The organism is Streptosporangium lutulentum, assembly GCF_030811455.1.
GTDB lineage: Bacteria > Actinomycetota > Actinomycetes > Streptosporangiales > Streptosporangiaceae > Streptosporangium > Streptosporangium lutulentum.
Map to the genome: position 1 here is coordinate 7,640,951 of NZ_JAUSQU010000001.1, position 17,516 is coordinate 7,658,466.

General features: G+C 69.1%; 16 protein-coding genes and 1 tRNA gene. 10 read left to right on the forward strand and 7 right to left on the reverse strand.

Annotated features, from left to right (window positions below; genetic code table 11):
• Window positions 1-113: 113 nt before the first annotated feature.
• Entirely contained in the window at window positions 114-437 is a 324-nt protein-coding gene (locus J2853_RS34375) for a rhodanese-like domain-containing protein (RefSeq protein WP_307564861.1), read from the reverse strand.
• 149 nt (window positions 438-586) lie between these two features.
• On the reverse strand, window positions 587-1,192 hold the full coding sequence (locus J2853_RS34380) for a TenA family protein (protein WP_307564862.1): 606 nt from the start codon (window positions 1,190-1,192) through the stop codon (window positions 587-589).
• Window positions 1,193-1,347: 155 nt separating this feature from the next.
• Here J2853_RS34380 and J2853_RS34385 point away from each other — a divergent pair, with 155 nt between their 5' ends.
• Window positions 1,348-2,010 carry a GOLPH3/VPS74 family protein gene (locus tag J2853_RS34385; RefSeq protein WP_307564863.1) on the forward strand — a complete coding sequence of 221 codons (663 nt, stop codon included), beginning with the start codon at window positions 1,348-1,350 and terminating at the stop codon, window positions 2,008-2,010.
• Window positions 2,011-2,177: 167 nt separating this feature from the next.
• Here J2853_RS34385 and J2853_RS34390 read toward each other — a convergent pair whose 3' ends face one another.
• Window positions 2,178-3,494: an LCP family protein gene (locus J2853_RS34390; protein ID WP_307564864.1), complete on the reverse strand. Its 1,317-nt coding sequence runs from the start codon at window positions 3,492-3,494 to the stop codon at window positions 2,178-2,180.
• 293 nt (window positions 3,495-3,787) lie between these two features.
• Between J2853_RS34390 and J2853_RS34395 the strand changes: the two genes are divergently transcribed.
• Together J2853_RS34395 and J2853_RS34400 are read left to right on the forward strand one after the other, a co-directional pair.
• Complete coding sequence (locus J2853_RS34395; RefSeq protein ID WP_307564865.1) at window positions 3,788-5,242, forward strand: hemolysin family protein; 1,455 nt, start codon at window positions 3,788-3,790, stop codon at window positions 5,240-5,242.
• Entirely contained in the window at window positions 5,239-6,273 is a 1,035-nt protein-coding gene (locus J2853_RS34400) for a hemolysin family protein (RefSeq protein WP_307564866.1), read from the forward strand. Before J2853_RS34395 ends, J2853_RS34400 begins: the two co-directional genes overlap by 4 nt.
• A gap of 394 nt (window positions 6,274-6,667) precedes the next feature.
• On the opposite strand, the gene J2853_RS34405 is transcribed toward J2853_RS34400, so the two are convergent.
• Window positions 6,668-6,750: transfer RNA gene (locus J2853_RS34405), tRNA-Leu, on the reverse strand.
• A 237-nt stretch (window positions 6,751-6,987) separates the two neighbouring features.
• Between J2853_RS34405 and J2853_RS34410 the strand changes: the two genes are divergently transcribed.
• From J2853_RS34410 to pknB, 7 genes are all read left to right on the forward strand, one after another.
• A complete protein-coding gene (locus tag J2853_RS34410; protein WP_307564867.1) occupies window positions 6,988-7,728 on the forward strand; it encodes an FHA domain-containing protein in 741 nt (246 codons plus the stop codon).
• Window positions 7,729-7,745: 17 nt separating this feature from the next.
• Complete coding sequence (locus J2853_RS34415) at window positions 7,746-8,213, forward strand: FHA domain-containing protein FhaB/FipA (protein WP_307564868.1); 468 nt, start codon at window positions 7,746-7,748, stop codon at window positions 8,211-8,213.
• On the forward strand, window positions 8,210-9,502 hold the full coding sequence (locus tag J2853_RS34420) for a Stp1/IreP family PP2C-type Ser/Thr phosphatase (RefSeq protein ID WP_307564869.1): 1,293 nt from the start codon (window positions 8,210-8,212) through the stop codon (window positions 9,500-9,502). The genes J2853_RS34415 and J2853_RS34420 overlap by 4 nt, the downstream gene beginning before the upstream one ends.
• A 9-nt stretch (window positions 9,503-9,511) precedes the next feature.
• On the forward strand, window positions 9,512-10,894 hold the full coding sequence (locus tag J2853_RS34425) for an FtsW/RodA/SpoVE family cell cycle protein (protein WP_307564870.1): 1,383 nt from the start codon (window positions 9,512-9,514) through the stop codon (window positions 10,892-10,894).
• Entirely contained in the window at window positions 10,891-12,348 is a 1,458-nt protein-coding gene (locus J2853_RS34430; protein ID WP_307564871.1) for a peptidoglycan D,D-transpeptidase FtsI family protein, read from the forward strand. The genes J2853_RS34425 and J2853_RS34430 overlap by 4 nt, the downstream gene beginning before the upstream one ends.
• Window positions 12,345-13,841 carry a serine/threonine-protein kinase gene (locus tag J2853_RS34435; protein ID WP_307564872.1) on the forward strand — a complete coding sequence of 499 codons (1,497 nt, stop codon included), beginning with the start codon at window positions 12,345-12,347 and terminating at the stop codon, window positions 13,839-13,841. Before J2853_RS34430 ends, J2853_RS34435 begins: the two co-directional genes overlap by 4 nt.
• A gap of 82 nt (window positions 13,842-13,923) precedes the next feature.
• On the forward strand, window positions 13,924-15,795 hold the full coding sequence (pknB, locus tag J2853_RS34440; RefSeq protein ID WP_307564873.1) for a Stk1 family PASTA domain-containing Ser/Thr kinase: 1,872 nt from the start codon (window positions 13,924-13,926) through the stop codon (window positions 15,793-15,795).
• Window positions 15,796-15,985: 190 nt separating this feature from the next.
• Here pknB and J2853_RS34445 read toward each other — a convergent pair whose 3' ends face one another.
• The 3 genes from J2853_RS34445 to J2853_RS34455 are packed head-to-tail and all read right to left on the reverse strand — an operon-like array spanning window position 15,986 to window position 17,358.
• Window positions 15,986-16,558, reverse strand: a complete 573-nt coding sequence (locus J2853_RS34445) for an anthranilate synthase component II (protein WP_307564874.1) — start codon at window positions 16,556-16,558, stop codon at window positions 15,986-15,988.
• A 4-nt stretch (window positions 16,559-16,562) separates the two neighbouring features.
• Window positions 16,563-16,721, reverse strand: a complete 159-nt coding sequence (locus tag J2853_RS34450) for a hypothetical protein (RefSeq protein ID WP_307564875.1) — start codon at window positions 16,719-16,721, stop codon at window positions 16,563-16,565.
• Window positions 16,722-16,743: 22 nt separating this feature from the next.
• A complete protein-coding gene (locus J2853_RS34455) occupies window positions 16,744-17,358 on the reverse strand; it encodes a class E sortase (protein WP_307564876.1) in 615 nt (204 codons plus the stop codon).
• Window positions 17,359-17,516: the final 158 nt, after the last annotated feature.

The following is a 17,516-nucleotide window of genomic DNA, read 5'->3' on the forward strand; positions in this document are numbered from 1 at the left end:
CCACGTCAGGCTTCTGAGGAGAGGCCCGTCGGTTCGACGAGCGGACCCCGTCCCTCTCACCGCCGCCGGGCCGGGAACGGGTCTCCGCCGTCGCCGTCGCCGTCGCCGATCCGTCAGGCCACGAACGGCTCTCCGCCGTTCTCGCCGACCATGGGACGACCGGCGAGATTCCAGGACTGCATGCCGCCGCCGACGTTGATCGCGTCCCAGCCGACGTGGTTCAGCCAGGCCGCGGCGTTCGCGGAACGGCCTCCGAGACGGCAGATCACGTAGACGGGCGCGTCCTTGGGCACCTCGTCGACCCGTGCCTGCAGCTCGCCCAGCGGGATGTGGACGGCGGTGGGCGCGTGGCCGGCGAGCCACTCGTCGGTCTCGCGTACGTCGAGCAGGAACGCCCCGTCCGGAACGGCCTGCACTTCGATCTCAGGAACACTCATGAACCCATTGTCCCAAGTCCTTCACCGAATGTGGCCCAAAGCCGCTCAGAGGCCCTGCATCGGCCCTGCGTCCCGCCCGCTCGCCGCCTTCGCCGGATCCTCCCGCCGCCGTCCCGGCGATCCCTGAGCGGCGCCGTCCGGGTGGAGGGTCAGGGCACGTCCCAGAAGGCGAGCTCGTGGGCCATTCCCTCGGTGAACAGCTCCCTGGCCCGGCCGGGGTCCGGGGCGGCCTCGTCGATCATCACGGCGATGCGCTCGGTCAGCTCGGCGAAACCCGGGTGGGCGTAGGTGTCGACCCAGGCGCGGTAGCGCGGCTCGGCCGGGGGGTTCTCCGCGAGGATGCGGCCGAGGGTGGAGTAGCCCCACATACACGGGTAGAGCGCGGCCAGGCCGTCCGCGTAGCGGGCCGCGGAATCGAGCAGGAACGAGGTGTACGCCACGCAGGCGGGGCCTTTCCTCGCCCCCTCCAGGTCGGCGCCGAACTCGGCCGAGAGGGACCGGTGCAGGTTCAGCTCCTCGTGGAAGGTGGCGTGGGCCAGGTCCACCAGATCGCCCAGATGGCCGTCGGGAGCCTGCCACGCCAGCCGGGAGAACACGCGCACGTAGTCCAGGAGGAACAGGTAGTCCTGCTCCAGCCAGGACCGGAACACCCGATCGTCCAGGTCTCCCTTCGCGATCCCCGCCACCGTCGGGTGGGCGAGCTGCGCGTCGACGAGGGGGCGGCCAATGGCGTGCAGTTCCGCAGAGATGCTCATAAATTGAGCATTGTCTCAAGCCAGGGCCGCGGCGCCGAAGCACCCGCACCGGATGGTGGCGGAGCGGTCCCCCGATCCTCACGGCGTCGGGACCGAGGGCGCCCCGGGCTTTCGCGCCCGGCCCTCACGTGGTGCTCACGACGTAGGGTCGAGCGATGACAACGATCGCTGAGGAAGTACTTCTCCTCGCCTACAGCGAGGTGGAGGGCAGGCAACTGATCGGCTCCTCGGAGCTGGACGCCGCACTCGGCGGCGCCGTACTGGCGGAGCTGGCGATCCACGACCGGATCGACCTCGCGGGCAAGCAGGTCACCGTCCGCGACGCGACCCCCCTCGGGGACGAGGAGCTCGACGCGGCGCTGGCCAGGATCGCCGAGGAGCCGAAGGGGCGCAAGCCCGAGTGGTGGGTCCAGAAGTTCCATTCGACCAAGCTCCGCAAGCGCCTGCTCTCCCGTCTGGCGGAGCGGGGCGTGCTGCGCGAGGAGCAGCACAAGATCCTTGGGGTCTTTCCCTCCTCCCGCTACCCGGAGCGGGATCCGAGCGTCGAGCGGGGCATCCGCGAGCGCGTCCAGAGCGTGCTGTCCGGGACCGACCCCGACGAGCGGATCGCCGTGCTGATCGCCGTACTGCATGCGGCCAAGATCGACCGCAAGGCGTTCCCCGGCGCGAGCGGGGACCGCATCCGGGAGATCACCGAGGGCGAGTGGGCCGGCGAGGCGGTCGCCAAGACCATCGCGTCGATCAACGCCGCGATCATGGTGGCCGTGATGAGCGGGGCCATCGCCGGCGCCTCCTCGGCGGGCTCCTCCGGCCAGTAGCGTCTCCGCCGGCCGGACCGCCACTGACCGCCGACGAGACACGGGCCCTTGGCGTCTCCGCCGGCCGAACCGCCGAGACGCGGGCCCTTCCCCCGACGTGAAGCCGGGGGAAGGCCCGCGCCCGGTGCGGGCGGGAGGCGTCTTCGGCGTTCGCGCCGCGGACGGGGCTACTTCTTCGGGAGGACGTCCTTGGGGACGGGCTTGTCCTGGGCCAGCGCCCTGAACATGCGAAGGGCCTTCTCCGTGTCCCACTTGACGACGGCCTGGCCGTTGATGGTCGGCAGCGAGCCGATGGGGACGACCGTGGTGACCGGGTTGCCGCCCATCGCGAGGCCGAGGGAGAGCAGGTCAAAGGCTCCGCTCTCGTCGCCGACGGACACGGAGTCGGTGGCGCTCAGGGCGAGCGGGACGGAGCGGAAGGGGTTGATCAGAACCCCGGGGCTCGCGGCCTGCTTCACGACCGCGGAGAAGAACTGGCGCTGGCGCTGGGTCCGGTCGAAGTCGGGGATGGCGCCGGTGGCACGGGTGCGGACGTACCCGAGGGCCGTTCCGCCGTCCATCACCTGCGGGCCCTTCTTCAGGTTGATCCCGGCCTTGCGGTCCTTGATGGCCTGCGGGACGTTGATCTCGACCCCGCCGATGGCGTCCACGATGCCCACGAAGCCGCCGAAGCCGATCTCCATGTAGTGGTCCAGCCTCAGACCGGTGACCTGTTCCACGGTCTTGGCGAGCAGCTTGGGGCCGCCGTCAGAGAAGGAGTAGGCGGCGTTGAGCTTGTCGCTGCCGTGGCCGTCGATCGGCACGTAGGAGTCACGCGGGAGGCTGACCAGGGTCGGGCGGCCGTCGCCGTCCGGGATGTGCAGCAGCATCATCGTGTCGGTCCGGCGGCCGACCGCCGAGCCGGTGGCGAGTTCCTTGCGCTGGGCCTTGCTCAGGCCCTCACGGCTGTCGGAGCCGACCAGCAGCCAGTTGGTGCCGGCGGTGTCCGCGGGACGGCCTTCGTAGTCGCCGAGGACGGGGATCTTCTCCAGCCTCGAATTGATCACGAAATATCCGCCGATGGCCAGCACCAGCAGCACCACGAGCAGGCCGATGAGGATCCGCACGATCAGCCTGCCGGGCCGCTTGGGCCGCCAGCCGCGGCTCGGCGCCCGCAGGCCGCCCCTCCCGCCCGAGGACCCCCCGAAAGAACCCGGGGACCCGGCGGGGGAACCCGCGGCGGAGGAGCCGCCCATGAACGCGGTGGGGGCGTCCCCGGGGGACGAGGGCAGGGGCTTGACGGGGCTGGAGCCCGACCTCGCCTTGCCGTACACCCGGGAGGATCCACGGGGGCGCGCGGCGCCCGCCTCCGCCTCCCGTCCGGGCTCCACCCGTCTGCCCGGCACCGGGTAGGCGGGCTGCCCCGCCGCTCGCGGCGCTATGGGCGCGGGCGTGGGCGATCGCAGCTCACGAGTGCGATCGTCGTCTTCCGGCCAGTCAGCCACGTCGTGTTCCGCCACTTCTCGATCTCAGGATGAGAACGTCATTATCGACGCTACGTCGCCTCTCCCGTGTGCGCAGACGGGTCTTAAAGGTTTCCCTGCGTAAAAGTACTCAGAAGGGTACTTAACCATCCGTAATGCGATCGTCAGCCGATCCGGAAACATCGACCCCCATCGGGATCGTTACGGTAGAGACGACCGCCGCTAGAAAGGAAGATCGTGTCCACTTCGGACCCGTGGAGTACGTGCCCGTGCGAATGCACGGGAATCGCTGATTCAGCCGGGAGAGCAACCCGGTGAACACGGCTCTTGGCCTGCTGGCCGTACTGCTTCTCACCCTGGCCACCGGATACTTCGTCGCCCAGGAGTTCGCCTTCGTGGCCGCCGACCGCGGCGCGCTACGCGGACAGGCCGACACCGGTGACGCCGCCGCCAAGCGGGCGCTGGAGGTGACGGGACGCCTGTCGTTCATGCTGTCGGGCGCGCAACTCGGCATCACCGTCACCGCCCTGCTGGTCGGCTTCATCTCCGAGCCCGCCATCGCCACGGTGATCCGCCCGTGGCTGCGGACGGCGGGCGTGCCCGAGAGCGCCGTGCCGGGCATCTCCGTGGCACTGGCCGTGGCGGTCGCCACGATCATCCAGATGGTGATCGGCGAGCTGGCCCCCAAGAACCTGGGCATCTCCCGTCCCGAGCCGGTGGCCAAGTTCCTCTCCGGCTCGACCCTCGTCTATCTCAGGGTCGCCGGACCGGTCATCCGGCTGTTCGACTCCGCCGCCACCGGCCTGCTGCGCCGGGTGGGCGTGGAGCCGGTCGAGGAGATCGAGCACGGCGCCAGCCCCGAGGAGCTGTCCCGGATCATCTCCGAGTCGGCCACGGCCGGCGACCTTCCGCCGGGGCTGTCGGAGCTACTGGAGCGCGCGCTGGAGTTCGGCGACCGCACCGCCGAGGACGTCATGGTTCCCCGGCCCCGCGTGGTGCTGCTCAGGGACGAGCGCCCGATCTCCGACCTGCTCGACGCGGTCCGCGAGCACGGTCACTCCCGTTACCCGGTGCTCTGCAACGAGAACGGCGACGACGTGGTCGGCGTCACCGGCGTGCGGGAACTGCTCAGATCCGGTCTGTCCGACGGCTCGTTGAAGAAGATCACCCGTCCCGCGCTCCTGGTCCCGACCTCGCTGCCGCTGCCGCTCGTGCTGGAGCGCATGCGCACCGCCCACGACGACATGGCCTGCGTCATCGACGAGTACGGCGGCCTGGCCGGCGTGGTCACCATCGAGGACCTCGCCGAGGAACTCGTCGGCGAGCTCATGGACGAGAACGACCCCGAGCCGGCGGGGGTCGTCGCGGGCGACGACGGCACCTGGAACCTCCCGGGCACGCTGCGCCTCGACGAGATCGAGCGGGCCACCAAGCTGTCACTCCCCGAGAGCGACGACTACGACACCGTCGCCGGCCTCGTGCTCGCCGTCCTCGGCCGGATGGCCGAACCCGGTGACCAGGTCACCGTCACCCTGACCATGGAGAACGACCCCTTCGAGGACGACGGCGCGGGCGAGGCCGACGCGGTGCTCACCGTGCTGTCGGTGCACCGCAGGGTCCCCGAGTGGGTACGGCTGGCGCCCACCGCGCCCGGGGAGGCCGTACCCGAGACCGAGAAAGAGGACGAACCGGTGACGACCGCGCCGCGAATGATCGAGCGTGGCCCCGACGCACCCATGATCGAGCGAAGCGCGGTGGAGAGACGATGAGCGCCACTCCCGCCCTGTTGCTCGGCGTCGTCCTGCTGATCGGCAACGCCTTCTTCGTCGCCGCCGAGTTCGCGGTGATCTCGGCCCGCAGACACCGTCTGGAGGAGCTCGCGGGCAAGGGCGGCCGGTTCACCCGGATCGCCGCCCGCACCGCCGTGCGAGGGGGCAGGGAGCTCCCCCTGATGCTGGCCGGAGCGCAGCTCGGCATCACCCTGTGCTCACTCGGCCTGGGCATGGTGACCGAACCGGCCATCGAGCACCTGCTGGAGCCCGTCTTCGCGGCGATCGGCGTGCCCGACTCGCTGCGGGTCCCCATCGCGCTCGTGATCGCGCTGGCGCTGGTCACCTTCCTCCACATGGTGATCGGCGAGATGGCTCCCAAGTCGCTGGCGCTGACCCACCCCGAGCGCGCGGCGCTGGGACTGGCCCTGCCGTTCCGTGGCTTCACCTGGGTGGTCCGGCCGATCCTCGCCACGCTCAACGGCCTGACCAACGCGATGCTCAGGCTGTTCGGCGTGCACACCAGGGACGAGCTGGCCACCACCAGGACCCCGGTCCAGCTGGCCATGCTGGTCGGCGAATCGGGCCGGATGGGCCTGCTCGACCGCAACGAGCACGACCTGCTCACCAGGGCCCTGCGGGTCCACCAGCAGCCGGTCGAGCGGCTGATGCTGCCCCTCGCGCGGGTCACCTGCGTGACCGGGAACGCCACGGGCGCCGAGATGCGCAGGATCGCCGCCGACAGCGGGCACCTGCGCCTGCTGGTCAACTCGGGCAGGCCTAGCGACGTCCTGGGCGTGTTGCACGTCAGGGACATCTTGATCCGGCCCGACGCGAAGCCCTCGGAGCTCGCCCGGCCGGCGCCCCGGCTGCAGAAGACCACGACGATCCCCGAGGCGGTGTCCACCCTTCAGGACGCCCACGCCCACGTGGGCATCGTCACGGACGCGGGCGGCGAGGTGGTCGGGATGGTGAGCCTCACCGACCTGCTCGGCGAGCTTCTGGACGTACGGGCTCTCGCCACGCGCTAGCGAACAGGGCGGACGGGCCGGGGAGAAATCTTTCCCGGCCCGTTTTCTCTGTCTTCCCCCGCCCGTTCTCTGTCTTCCCCCGCCCGTTTTCTCTGTCAGCGTAATCACATCGGCCCTCGCCGCCGAGGCTGCAAGTGATCCGAAAGTGATCGGCAAGCAAGGAGGGTTAGAAACGGGGCACACGCCACAGTTGGTCCAAAACACAAAAGGACCGTGTGTAACGCCTGGGACTTCTCTATAACGGAGCGAACGGCTACTTTGATCGATGATCGCCTGACCGGCTCACCCGACTCGACACCTCACGGACGGCCCCGATGACCGCGCAGCTTCCGAGAAACCAGCAAGGCCCCGACGCGCTGTTCGCGCGACCGGGGCCCTACGTGACTGCTGTGAGTGGGCGAGGAGGGATTTGAACCCTCACGTCCTTTCGGACACACGGACCTGAACCGTGCGCGTCTGCCGTTCCGCCACCCGCCCTTGTTGGGTGCGGTCGAAACATTAGCACGAATCGGCCGGTACCCATGAACCCGGATACGATCCTCCTAGATGCGAAGCGGAGGGTGCGGGTGCAGGAGAGCGAGGAACGAGCCAACGAGTGCCCGGATGCCCGCGATCATGCAGGCGAGCGGAGGAGCCGGGTGCGGGAGAGCCACGACCGAGCCGACGAGTTCCCAAGCGGCCGCGACCAGATAGACGGAGGAAGGGAGGTACCCGGTGGGAGTCCTTCAGCGTTTCGAGCGAAGGCTCGAAGGCTTGGTCGAAGGCGCCTTTGCGCGGGCGTTCAAATCTGACCTTCAGCCGGTAGAGGTCGCCAGTGCGGTCCAACGGGAGATGGATGAGCGGGCTGCGATCGTCGCGCAGGGGCGCACGCTCGTCCCCAACGACTTCGTGGTGGAACTGTCCACGACCGACAGTGAGCGCCTGGAGGTCTATGCCGACAGCATCAGCCACGAGCTGGCCAACCTCGCCAGGGAGTACGCCAAGGAGCAGGGTTACTCGTTCGTGGGACCGGTCAGGGTCCGTTTCGAGACCGCCGACGATCTCGCGGTCGGCCTGTTCCGCATCCGCTCGGGAGTGATCCGCGGCGCGACGGTCGAACAGGACGAGATCCGCCAGCCGGTGAGCGACGTCCCCACGCCCAAGGCGCATCCCTTCGGAGGCCGGCCCCGTCTGCTGGTCTCGACCCAGGACGACCCTCAGGGACAGCGGTCCTACGATCTGACAACACCGGTGACGCTGCTCGGCAGGGGCACCGACTGTGATCTACGGCTGGTCGACCCGGGTGTTTCCCGGCACCACGCCGAGCTGCGCGTGGAGGGTCCCCAGGTCGCGCTCGTCGACCTCGGCTCCACGAACGGCACCTTCGTCAACGGCCAGCCGGTTCGCCGGGTCGAGCTCCAGAACGGCACTCGTGTGACGCTGGGGCGAACGACTCTGGTTTTCCGGCGCGATTAAAGGTAAACAGACGGTCCATGTCCGAGCTCACGCTGCTGCTGATCCAGCTCGCATTCCTCGCGGTGCTGTGGTTCTTCGTGATTGCCGCGGTCGGTGTGATCCGGACAGACTTGTTCGGATCACGCACAGCCGCCGCCGTCCCCGCGCGCAAGGCCCCCAAGCCCGCCAAACCCGCGGTCAAATCCAAGAAGGGGGAACCCCGGCAAATGGTCGTCACCGGTGGTCCCCTGGAAGGCACCACCATTACCCTCTCGGAGACGCCAATCACCATCGGCCGAGCAACCGACGCCACGCTGGTAGTCAGCGACGACTACGCATCCACCCGGCATGCCCGGCTCTTCCCCCAGGACGGTCAGTGGATCGTGGAAGATCTCGGTTCGACTAACGGCACCTACCTCGACCGTTCCAAAGTCACCCGTCCGACTCCGGTGCCGCTCGGTGTTCCGATCCGCATTGGCAAAACCGTCATCGAATTGCGCAAATGACCATCGCACTCCGTTACGCCGCCCGCTCCGACGTCGGCCTCCTCCGCGAGGGCAACGAGGACTCGGCCTACGCCAGCGGCCGCCTGCTCGCCGTCGCGGACGGCATGGGCGGTCACGCACACGGTGAGGTGGCCAGCTCGGTCGCCATAGCCGCGATGTCCTCCCTCGACGAGGACACCCCGGGTGGTGATCTGCTCAGCGCCATCGAGGCGGCTGTACGCGACGCCAATCGCAGGCTGCACGAGATGGTGTCCCGGGACGCCAGCCTCAAGGGCATGGGCACCACCCTGACCGCCATGCTCTGGTCCGGCACCAGGGTCGCCCTGGTCCACGTCGGCGACTCCCGCGCCTATCTGCTGCGCACGGGAGAGCTCTACCAGATCACGCACGATCACACCCTCGTGCAGTCCCTGGTGGACGACGGCCGGATCACCCTGGAGGAGGCCGCCACCCACCCGCAGCGCTCCATCCTGCTCCGGGCGCTCGACGGCAGCGGCGAGGTCGACCCCGACCTGTCCCTGCGCGAGGCCCAGGTCGGCGACCGCTACCTGCTCTGCTCCGACGGACTGTCCGGGGTGGTGACCGCGGAGACGATGCATCACACGCTCTCCACGATCGAAGACCCCGACACGGTGGTCCGCACGCTCATCGACCTGGCCAACCGCGGTGGCGGTCCCGACAACATCACCTGCGTCCTCGCCGACGTGCTGGAGGTGGACGAGGCGCTCGCCCCGCTCACCGAGGCAGCGGTGGTCGGCGCGGCCGGGTCGACCCTGTCGCGGTCATCGGCGCCGGACGCCCCGGCGGGGCAGGCGGGCGCGATCACGATGCCCCAGCCGGTCATCACGGACGAAGATCTCGAGGAGCCGGTCGCCAGGGCCACAGGGCGGCCGGCCAAACGCCGTCGGCTGTGGCCACTTCTGGTCGTCGTCGGAGGCGTCGTCGTCATCGGCGGCGCCCTGGGCTGGTACTTCGGGAACCAGTACCTCGATGATCAGTACTTCGTGGGCGCCCGGGGCGACGAGATCGTGGTTTTCCAGGGCGTGAAGACCAACCTCGGCCCCTTCGAGCTCTTCGACGTCGCCGAGAGCACCGCCGAGTCGATCACGGTCCTCGACGCGTTCCAGCAGGGCCAGGTCCGTGACGGCATCCCCGTCGCCAACGTCGACGCGGGACTGAAGAAGATCGAAGAACTCAAGTCGTCGGCGACCCCCGACGGGAAGGACGAGCCGACCCCCCAGCCCAGCGTCTCGCCGAGCGCCACCCCGACCCCAAAACCCTCAAGGTAGCGGTAACCCATGAGCACCCCAAGCGCCGAGCCCGTTCTCCTGCCCGCCAAGCGGCGGGTGGCCCAGTTGGCGATGCTCGCTTTCGCGGTCGTGATCGTGATGATCGCCTACGCCAACGTGGGGCTCGCGATCGACGACAAGATCCCCTCCGGCATGCTCACCTACGGCCTCGGCCTGGGCGGGCTCATGCTGGCCGCCTACCTGGTGCTGGCCAAGTTCGCCCCCTGGGCGGACCCCCTGATCCTGCCGCTGGTGACGCTGATCAACGGCCTCGGGCTGGTGATGATCTATCGCCTCGAACAGGCCGGCGCGTTCGGCGCGTCGGCCAGCACCCAGCTCCTGTGGACGGCCATCGGGGTCGTCATGTTCTCCGTGACGCTGATCGTGCTGCGCGACCACCGCGCGCTGCAGCGGCTGACCTACACCGCGGGAGCCGTCGGACTCTTCCTGCTGATCTCGCCGCTGCTGCCGTTCATCGGCGTAGAGGAGAACGGCGCGCGCATCTGGATCGGCATCCCCGGCGTGGGCCAGCTCCAGCCCGCCGAGTTCGCCAAGCTCGCTCTGATCGTCTTCTTCGCCGGCTACCTGGTCGCCAAGCGCGACGTGCTGGCCCTGGCGGGACGCCGGCTGCTCTTCATCGACCTGCCCCGCGCCCGCGACCTCGGCCCGGTCCTCATCACCTGGGGTCTCAGCCTGGGCGTGCTGATCATGCAGAAGGACCTCGGTTCGTCATTGCTGATCTTCGGCACGTTCATCGCGATGCTCTACATCGCCACCCAGCGCACCTCGTGGGTCCTGATCGGCATTCTGCTCTTCATCGGCGGCGCGATTCTCGCCGGGTTGCTCTTCGATCACGTGTACGCCCGTTTCGAGGTCTTCCTCGACCCGGGTAACAAGGAGCTCTACGCGCGCGAGCTCGGCGGCAGTGAGCAGCTCATGCAGGGCCTGTTCAGCATGGCCAGCGGCGGGATCTTCGGCACCGGACTCGGCCAAGGCCACCCCGACCTGATCCCGCTGGCCATCTCCGACTTCATCTTCCCCGCCACCGGCGAGGAGCTCGGCCTGGCCGGGCTGATGGCCCTGCTGATGGTCTACGCCCTGCTGGTGGAGCGCGGCCTGCGCACCTCGATCGCGGCCCGGGACCCGTTCTCCAAGCTGCTGGCGGGCGGCCTGTCGTTCATCCTGGCCTGGCAGGTCTTCATCATCGTCGGCGGCGTGACCAACCTGATCCCGCTGACCGGCCTGGTCACGCCCTTCATGTCCCAGGGTGGTTCGGCTCTGCTGGCTAACTGGATCCTTATCGCATTACTGGTACGCATGTCGGATGCGGCGAGGAAGCCGCCGCCCCAAGCAATCCAGGACGAAGGAATGACGCAGGTGTTCCAGCGATGAACGGCCCCCTCAAGCGCGCCGCCCTGGCCTGCCTGGTCATGTTCGGCCTGCTCATGATCAACGTGAACTACCTGCAGACCGTACGAGCGGAGGGTCTGCGCTCGGACTCGCGCAACTTCCGCAACTTCTACGACCGCTATGAAATCGACCGCGGCCGGATCACCGCGGGCAACAAGGTCCTCGCCGAGTCCGTCGACACCGGCTCCAACGACTTCCGGTTCGAGCGGAAGTATCCCGGCGGCAAGGTCTACGCGCCCATCACCGGCTACTTCGCGCCGGAGAGCGAGCGCGACATGGAGCTGGCGGAGAACAGCCTGCTCAACGGAACGAGCGCCGACCTGCTGATCCGGCGCAGCCTCGACCTGTTCTCCGCCAAGCAGTCCAAGGGCGCCAACGTCGACCTGACGATCAACCCCAAGGCGCAGGAGGCGGCCTACAAGGCGCTGGGCGCCAGCGGCAAGAAGGGCGCGCTGGTCGCGATCGAGCCGAAGACCGGGGCGATCCTCGCCATGGTCTCGATCCCCACCTACGACCCCAACCTGCTGTCCAAGGCGAACAAGGACACGGTCAACCAGGCCTACAACAAGCTGGACAAGGACCCGGACAAGCCGCTGGTCAACCGGGCGATCGAGCGCAGCTACCCGCCGGGCTCGACGTTCAAGGTGGTGACCCTGTCGGCGTATCTCGAGAGCGACGACACCATCGGCCCGGAGACCCAGGTGAACGCCCCGACGGTGCTCGACCTGCCCAACACCACCGACGACCTGCCCAACTCCGGCGGCGCGGCGTGCGGCAGCGGGCGGGTGACGCTGTCGTTCGCGCTGGAGCAGTCCTGCAACACGCCGTTCGCCCAGATGGGCATGGATCTCGGCTACGACGCCATCCAGGAGCAGGCCAAGAAGTACGGCATCGGCGGCGAACCGCTGGAGATCCCGCTGCCGGTGGCGGGCAGCTCGATCGGCAAGCGCGAGGACCAGGCCGCGCTCGCCATGACCTCGATCGGCCAGCGCAGCAACCAGATGACCCCGCTGCAGATGGCCATGGTCGCCGCGGGCATCGCCAACAACGGCGTGGTCATGAAGCCGTACCTGGTGAACAAGATCGCGGACTCGGAGGGCGACGAGATCCAGAGCGCCGACCCCGAGGAGCTGTCCACCGCGACCAGCGAGGACACCGCGCGCAAGCTCAAGGAGATGATGATCAATGTCGTCGCCAAGGGCACCGCGACCGCCGCGCAGGTCCCGGGGGTGACCGTCGCCGGCAAGACCGGCACCGCCGAGACCGCCACGGGTCAGGCCCCGCACGCGTGGTTCATCTCCTTCGCCCCCGCCGAGGACCCCAAGGTCGCCCTTGCCCTGATCGTCGAGTCCGGGAGCGCCGGAGGCGAGGCCTCCGGCGGCCACACCGCCGCCCCCATCGCCAAGAGCGTGATTGAAGCGGTGCTGGGTAAATGACCGACGCCTTGCTCGGGGGCCGATACCGTCCGCTGGGACGTATCGCGACGGGCGGCATGGGTGAGGTGTGGCGGGCCAAGGACGAGCTGCTCGGCCGCGAGGTGGCCGTGAAGCTGCTCCGGCGGCACGTGGCGGCGGATCCGGCCTTCCGCGAACGCTTCCGCTCCGAGGCCCGGATCGCGGCGAGCCTCGCCGACCCCGGCATCGCCCAGGTCTTCGACTACGGCGAGGCCGACGGCATCGCCTATCTGGTGATGGAGCTCGTTCCCGGCGAGTCGCTGGCGGGCATCCTGGCCCGCGACGGCAGGCTGAGCGTCGAGGTCACCCTCGACGTGGTCCAGCAGACCGCCGGGGGCCTGCAGGCCGCGCACAACTCGGGGATCATCCACCGGGACGTCAAGCCCGGCAACCTTCTGGTCACCGAGGCCGGCGTGATCAAGATCACAGATTTCGGCATCGCCAGGGTTCTGCAGGCCGCGCCGGTGACCCAGACGGGCATCATGCTGGGCACCGCCCAGTACGTCAGCCCCGAGCAGGCGTCCGGGCTCCCTCTGACCCCCGCCACGGACCTCTACTCGCTCGGCGTGGTGGCCTACGAGTGCCTGGCCGGACGTCCGCCCTTCGTCGCCGAGACGCAGGTGGCGATCGCGCTCATGCACCTCAGCGAGCCGCCTCCGCCGCTGCCGGGAGACGTTCCCGCCGCGGTGCGCAACCTGATCATGGCGTGCCTGTCCAAGGACCCCGAGCGGCGCCCGGCCAGTGCCAGGGAGGTGGCCGATCGGGCGAACCTGCTGCTTGAGACGCTCGCCGCCGGCGGCGCCACGGGCCTGAGCATGCTCACCGATCCTGCGGGGTGGCGGCTGGAACCGGCGACCGAGTGGCCGGAGGAGATCGCCCCGATCCTGGCCCCGCTCCCAGGTCAGGATCAAGGTTCGGGCACGGGTTCGGGCGCGGGTCAGGGCTGGGGTTCGGGCTCGGGTGCGGATCCGGGCTCGGGTGCGGGTCCGGGCTGGGGTTCGGGCTGGCGCTCGGACTCGGGTCCGGCGAGCACCGTGGGGCCCCCTACGAGGCGGTCCGGCCTGCGCAGGACGACGGTGATCGCCGCGGCGGTCGCGAGCTGCGCCGCGGCCGTCGGGCTGGGTGCGGTGGTGATCCACGACCTGACGGAAAGGCCGAGCGTCAACAAGCCGGAAGAACCGGTGATCAGGTCGAGCCCGGTCACCAAACATCCGACGGCCCGGCCGACCAGAACCAAGCCCGCGACGAGCAGACCGCCGGTCACACCGACGAAGTCGCACCGCCCATCGGTCACGCCGTCGGCTACGGTAAGCACATCGGCCACGCCTACCATCCGGCCGAGTACGTCGCCACCGCCCAGCCCCAGCCCGACTATTTCGACCCCAACGCCCACCACCCCGACGGCGACACCGAGCCTCACACCAAGCACCACTCCCGGCCCCGGCGACACATCCCCGTCGAATGGGGAGACGTGATGCGGCAACGGGTCGATGATGGACACCGGTGGCCCAAAAGCCCGCCGGCACCCAAGATGAACGGTAAGGGACAGTGCAGGAAATGACTCAGCCCCGACGCCTCGGCGATCGCTACGAGCTTGACGGCGTCGTCGGGCGTGGCGGCATGGCCGAGGTCTATCGCGCCCGAGACATCCGGCTGGATCGGATCGTCGCCATCAAGACCCTTCGCGCGGATCTGGCGAGGGACCACATCTTCCAGGCGCGGTTCCGCCGGGAGGCGCAGTCCGCCGCGTCGCTGAACCACCCCTCCATCGTCGCGGTCTACGACACAGGCGAAGACGTGTCCGAGGGCGCGCCGGTGCCGTACATCGTGATGGAGTACGTCGACGGCCGCACGCTGCGCGACCTGCTGCGGGCCGACCGGCGCCTGCTGCCGGAGCGCGCGTCCGAACTGGTCGACGGGATCCTGCGCGCGCTGGACTACAGCCACCGCGGCGGCATCGTCCACCGGGACATCAAGCCCGCGAACGTCATGATCACCCGCAACGGCGACGTCAAGGTCATGGACTTCGGCATCGCCCGTGCGATGGCCGACTCGGCCGCGACCATGACGCAGACCGCCCAGGTGATCGGCACCGCCCAGTACCTCTCTCCCGAGCAGGCCAGGGGCGAGCGGGTGGACGCCCGCAGCGACATCTACTCCACCGGCTGCGTGCTGTACGAACTGCTGACCGGGCAGCCGCCGTTCACCGGCGACTCCCCCGTCGCGATCGCCTACCAGCATGTGCGCGAGGAGCCGATCCCGCCGTCGCAGATCGATCCCGACATCCCCAAGTGGGCCGACGCCATCGTGCTCAAGGCGATGGCCAAGGACCCGGCGCACCGCTACCAGAACGCCGGCGAGATGCGGGCCGACATCCAGCGGGCGATGTCGGGCATGCCGATGGACGCCCAGACCATGGCCCTGGCCAACAACTACGGCTCGGCCACGCGGACCATGCAGCCGCAGGCCGGCGGCCCGGTCACCCAGCGCACCACCGCCGTCCCCGCGTACGAATACGGCACGGAGGAGGGCGGGCGCGGCGAGCGCGGCCGTCGGCGGCAGCAGCAGAGCAGCGGCAACGCGGCGGTCAAGACCGCGGCGTGGATCCTGATCCCGCTCCTGGTCATCGGCGCCTTCATCGGCGTGGGTTACATGTTCCTGAGCTCCCCCGGCGACCCCACCACGAGTGCCAAGGTGACGGTCCCGCTGCTGACCTCCCAGACCGAGAAGGCGGCGACCGCCGCCCTGACGGCTCTGGAGCTGAAGGTCAAGACGGAGGAGGTCTACGACGAGGAGATGCAGAAGGGCACGGTGATCGAGACCGACCCGGCGGCCGACGTCGAGGTCGACAAGGGCACCGTGGTCACGCTCAAAATCTCCAAGGGCGTGGAGAAGGTCGAGGTGCCCGACGTGGTCAACATGACCATCGAGGAGGCCACGGCGGCGCTTGAGGCGAAGGACTTCAAGGTCAGCGTGCAGTCCAAGCCCTCCGGCCGCAAGCAGGGCATCGTCTTCGAGACCTCGCCCGCCGCGGGGAAGAGCGCCACCAAGGGCAGCTCGGTCCGGATCTCCGTGCCCACGGAGTCCGTGGAGGTTCCGAACGTCGCCACCCTCACGATCGACGACGCGAAGACCGCGCTCAAGGAAGCCGGATTCAAGGCCAAGGAGGTCAAGCAGCCGAGCGACCTGCCGGAGGGCACCGTGCTGAGCCAGTCTCCCGAGGCCGGCGGCAAATACCAGCCGGGGACCACGATCACGCTGATCGTGTCGAGCGGCGAGCCCCCGGTGCCGACGGAGCAGCCGACCTTCGAGACCGACGAGCCGACCTTCCCGAGCGACGAGCCCACGGAGCCGGATCCCTTCGAGACCGACGACGGCGGCAACGGCGGCCAGATCTTCGACAACCCGGCGCCCGGAGACGGGAACTGAGTTCGTGCCCCCATGACCGGGGGCACGAACCGGGACCGGCCCCCTGAGAAGCAGAGACCCCCGCGATGTCGCGGGGGTCTTCTTCGTGGGAACCCTGGAGGATTCCTCCGCGAAAAGGGGAGAGCCCTTCCGTCACTCGGGGGCGATGACGGAAGGGCTCACTGGTCAATCGTTCAGACCATGGGCGGCGTTACACGATTCCGGCGAGCCAGTTCCCGAGAAGCCGATGGCCGTGCTCTGAGATCACCGATTCGGGGTGGAACTGCACACCCTCGACGGGGGCGGTGCGGTGACGCAGGCCCATGATCACGCCATCGGCGGTGGTCGCGGTGACCTCAAGGGCCGCGGGGACGGTCTCGGGCAGGACCGCCAGCGAGTGGTACCGCGTCATGGTCGCCGGAGACGGCAGTCCGGCGAAGACGCCGCGCCCGTCGTGCGCGATCGCGCTGGTACGGCCGTGCACCAGTTCGGGAGCCCGTGCCACGGTCGCGCCGTGGGCGATCGCGATGGCCTGGTGGCCCAGGCAGACGCCGAGCAGTGGAAGGTCGCGGGCCTCGCAGTAGCCGACGAGCGGGACGCTCACCCCCGCGTCCTCGGGTGTGCCGGGGCCGGGGCTGATCAGGACCCCGTCGAAGCCGGCCGCGTCGTCGACCGCCACCCGGTCGCGCGGGCGCACGTCGCAGGTGGCGCCGAGCTCGCGGAGGTACTGGACGATGGTGTGGACGAAGCTGTCGTGATTGTCCACGACAAGGACTCGGATCATCGGCTCATCGGTTCAGGATGCTCTGGTCGAGCGGGATGCGGGGTTCAAGCCAAGGGAACACGACATACCAGAGTACGGCCACCGCCAGCCCGGCCAGCACCGCCGCCGTGAACATCCGGGCCGCGAGGCCGCCGGGGAGCAGCCGCCAGATCCAGCCGTACATGGGACTCCTTGTCTGCTTGCCGTTAGGTGCGGCGCTCCTCGCGCCGGTCCAGCTTCCCGAAGACGATGAGCCGCTGGGCGGCGGAGTACTCCGGGTGGCAGGTGGACAGCGTGATCAGGGCCTTGGCCGGCTCGCGTCCCGGCTGGCCGGGGACCGGGGCCATGACGTCCACCTCGGTGGGCTCGACGACGCGGGTGCGGGTGACGCTGTAGGTGTAGCGGGCCTCGCGCGCCTCGACCACGATGTCGTCGCCCCGGCGAAGCTCGCCGATGCGCTTGAAAGGCGCGGCATAAGTAGTTCGATGCCCCGAAAGCACGAAATTTCCGACTTCTCCTGGCATGGCGGTTCCGGGATAGTGGCCCGGTCCCATCCGCAGCCGATCCCGGTCGGTGCCCTCCACGACGGCGTACCGGTAGTCGTCACCGAAACGGGGAATCTTGAGCATCGCCACCGCCCCGCCCAGCTGGATCTTGCCGAGCAGGCGGGGTTCCTTCTTCTCGAGGAGCTGCCTCTGCAGCAGCACCTGCTGCTCCATGGTGTAGGAGCCGGTCCCCCAGAGAAGGTAGGCGCAGAAGAGCAGCAGGATCAGACCCGCCGTGATGCTCAGCTCCCCCAAAGCTCTCAGCGTGGCTCTCATGGGGCCAGGCTAGTGACGGCCGGACACACCCGACGGGCGACGATCAGGTCGTTGAACCAAGGTTTGCCCCGTAATGGTTCCTCACGGAATCGCCACGGCCCACATGACCCGACTATTCTTAATCAGGTCATCGCTCACCAGCGATTACGCTAGCCAAC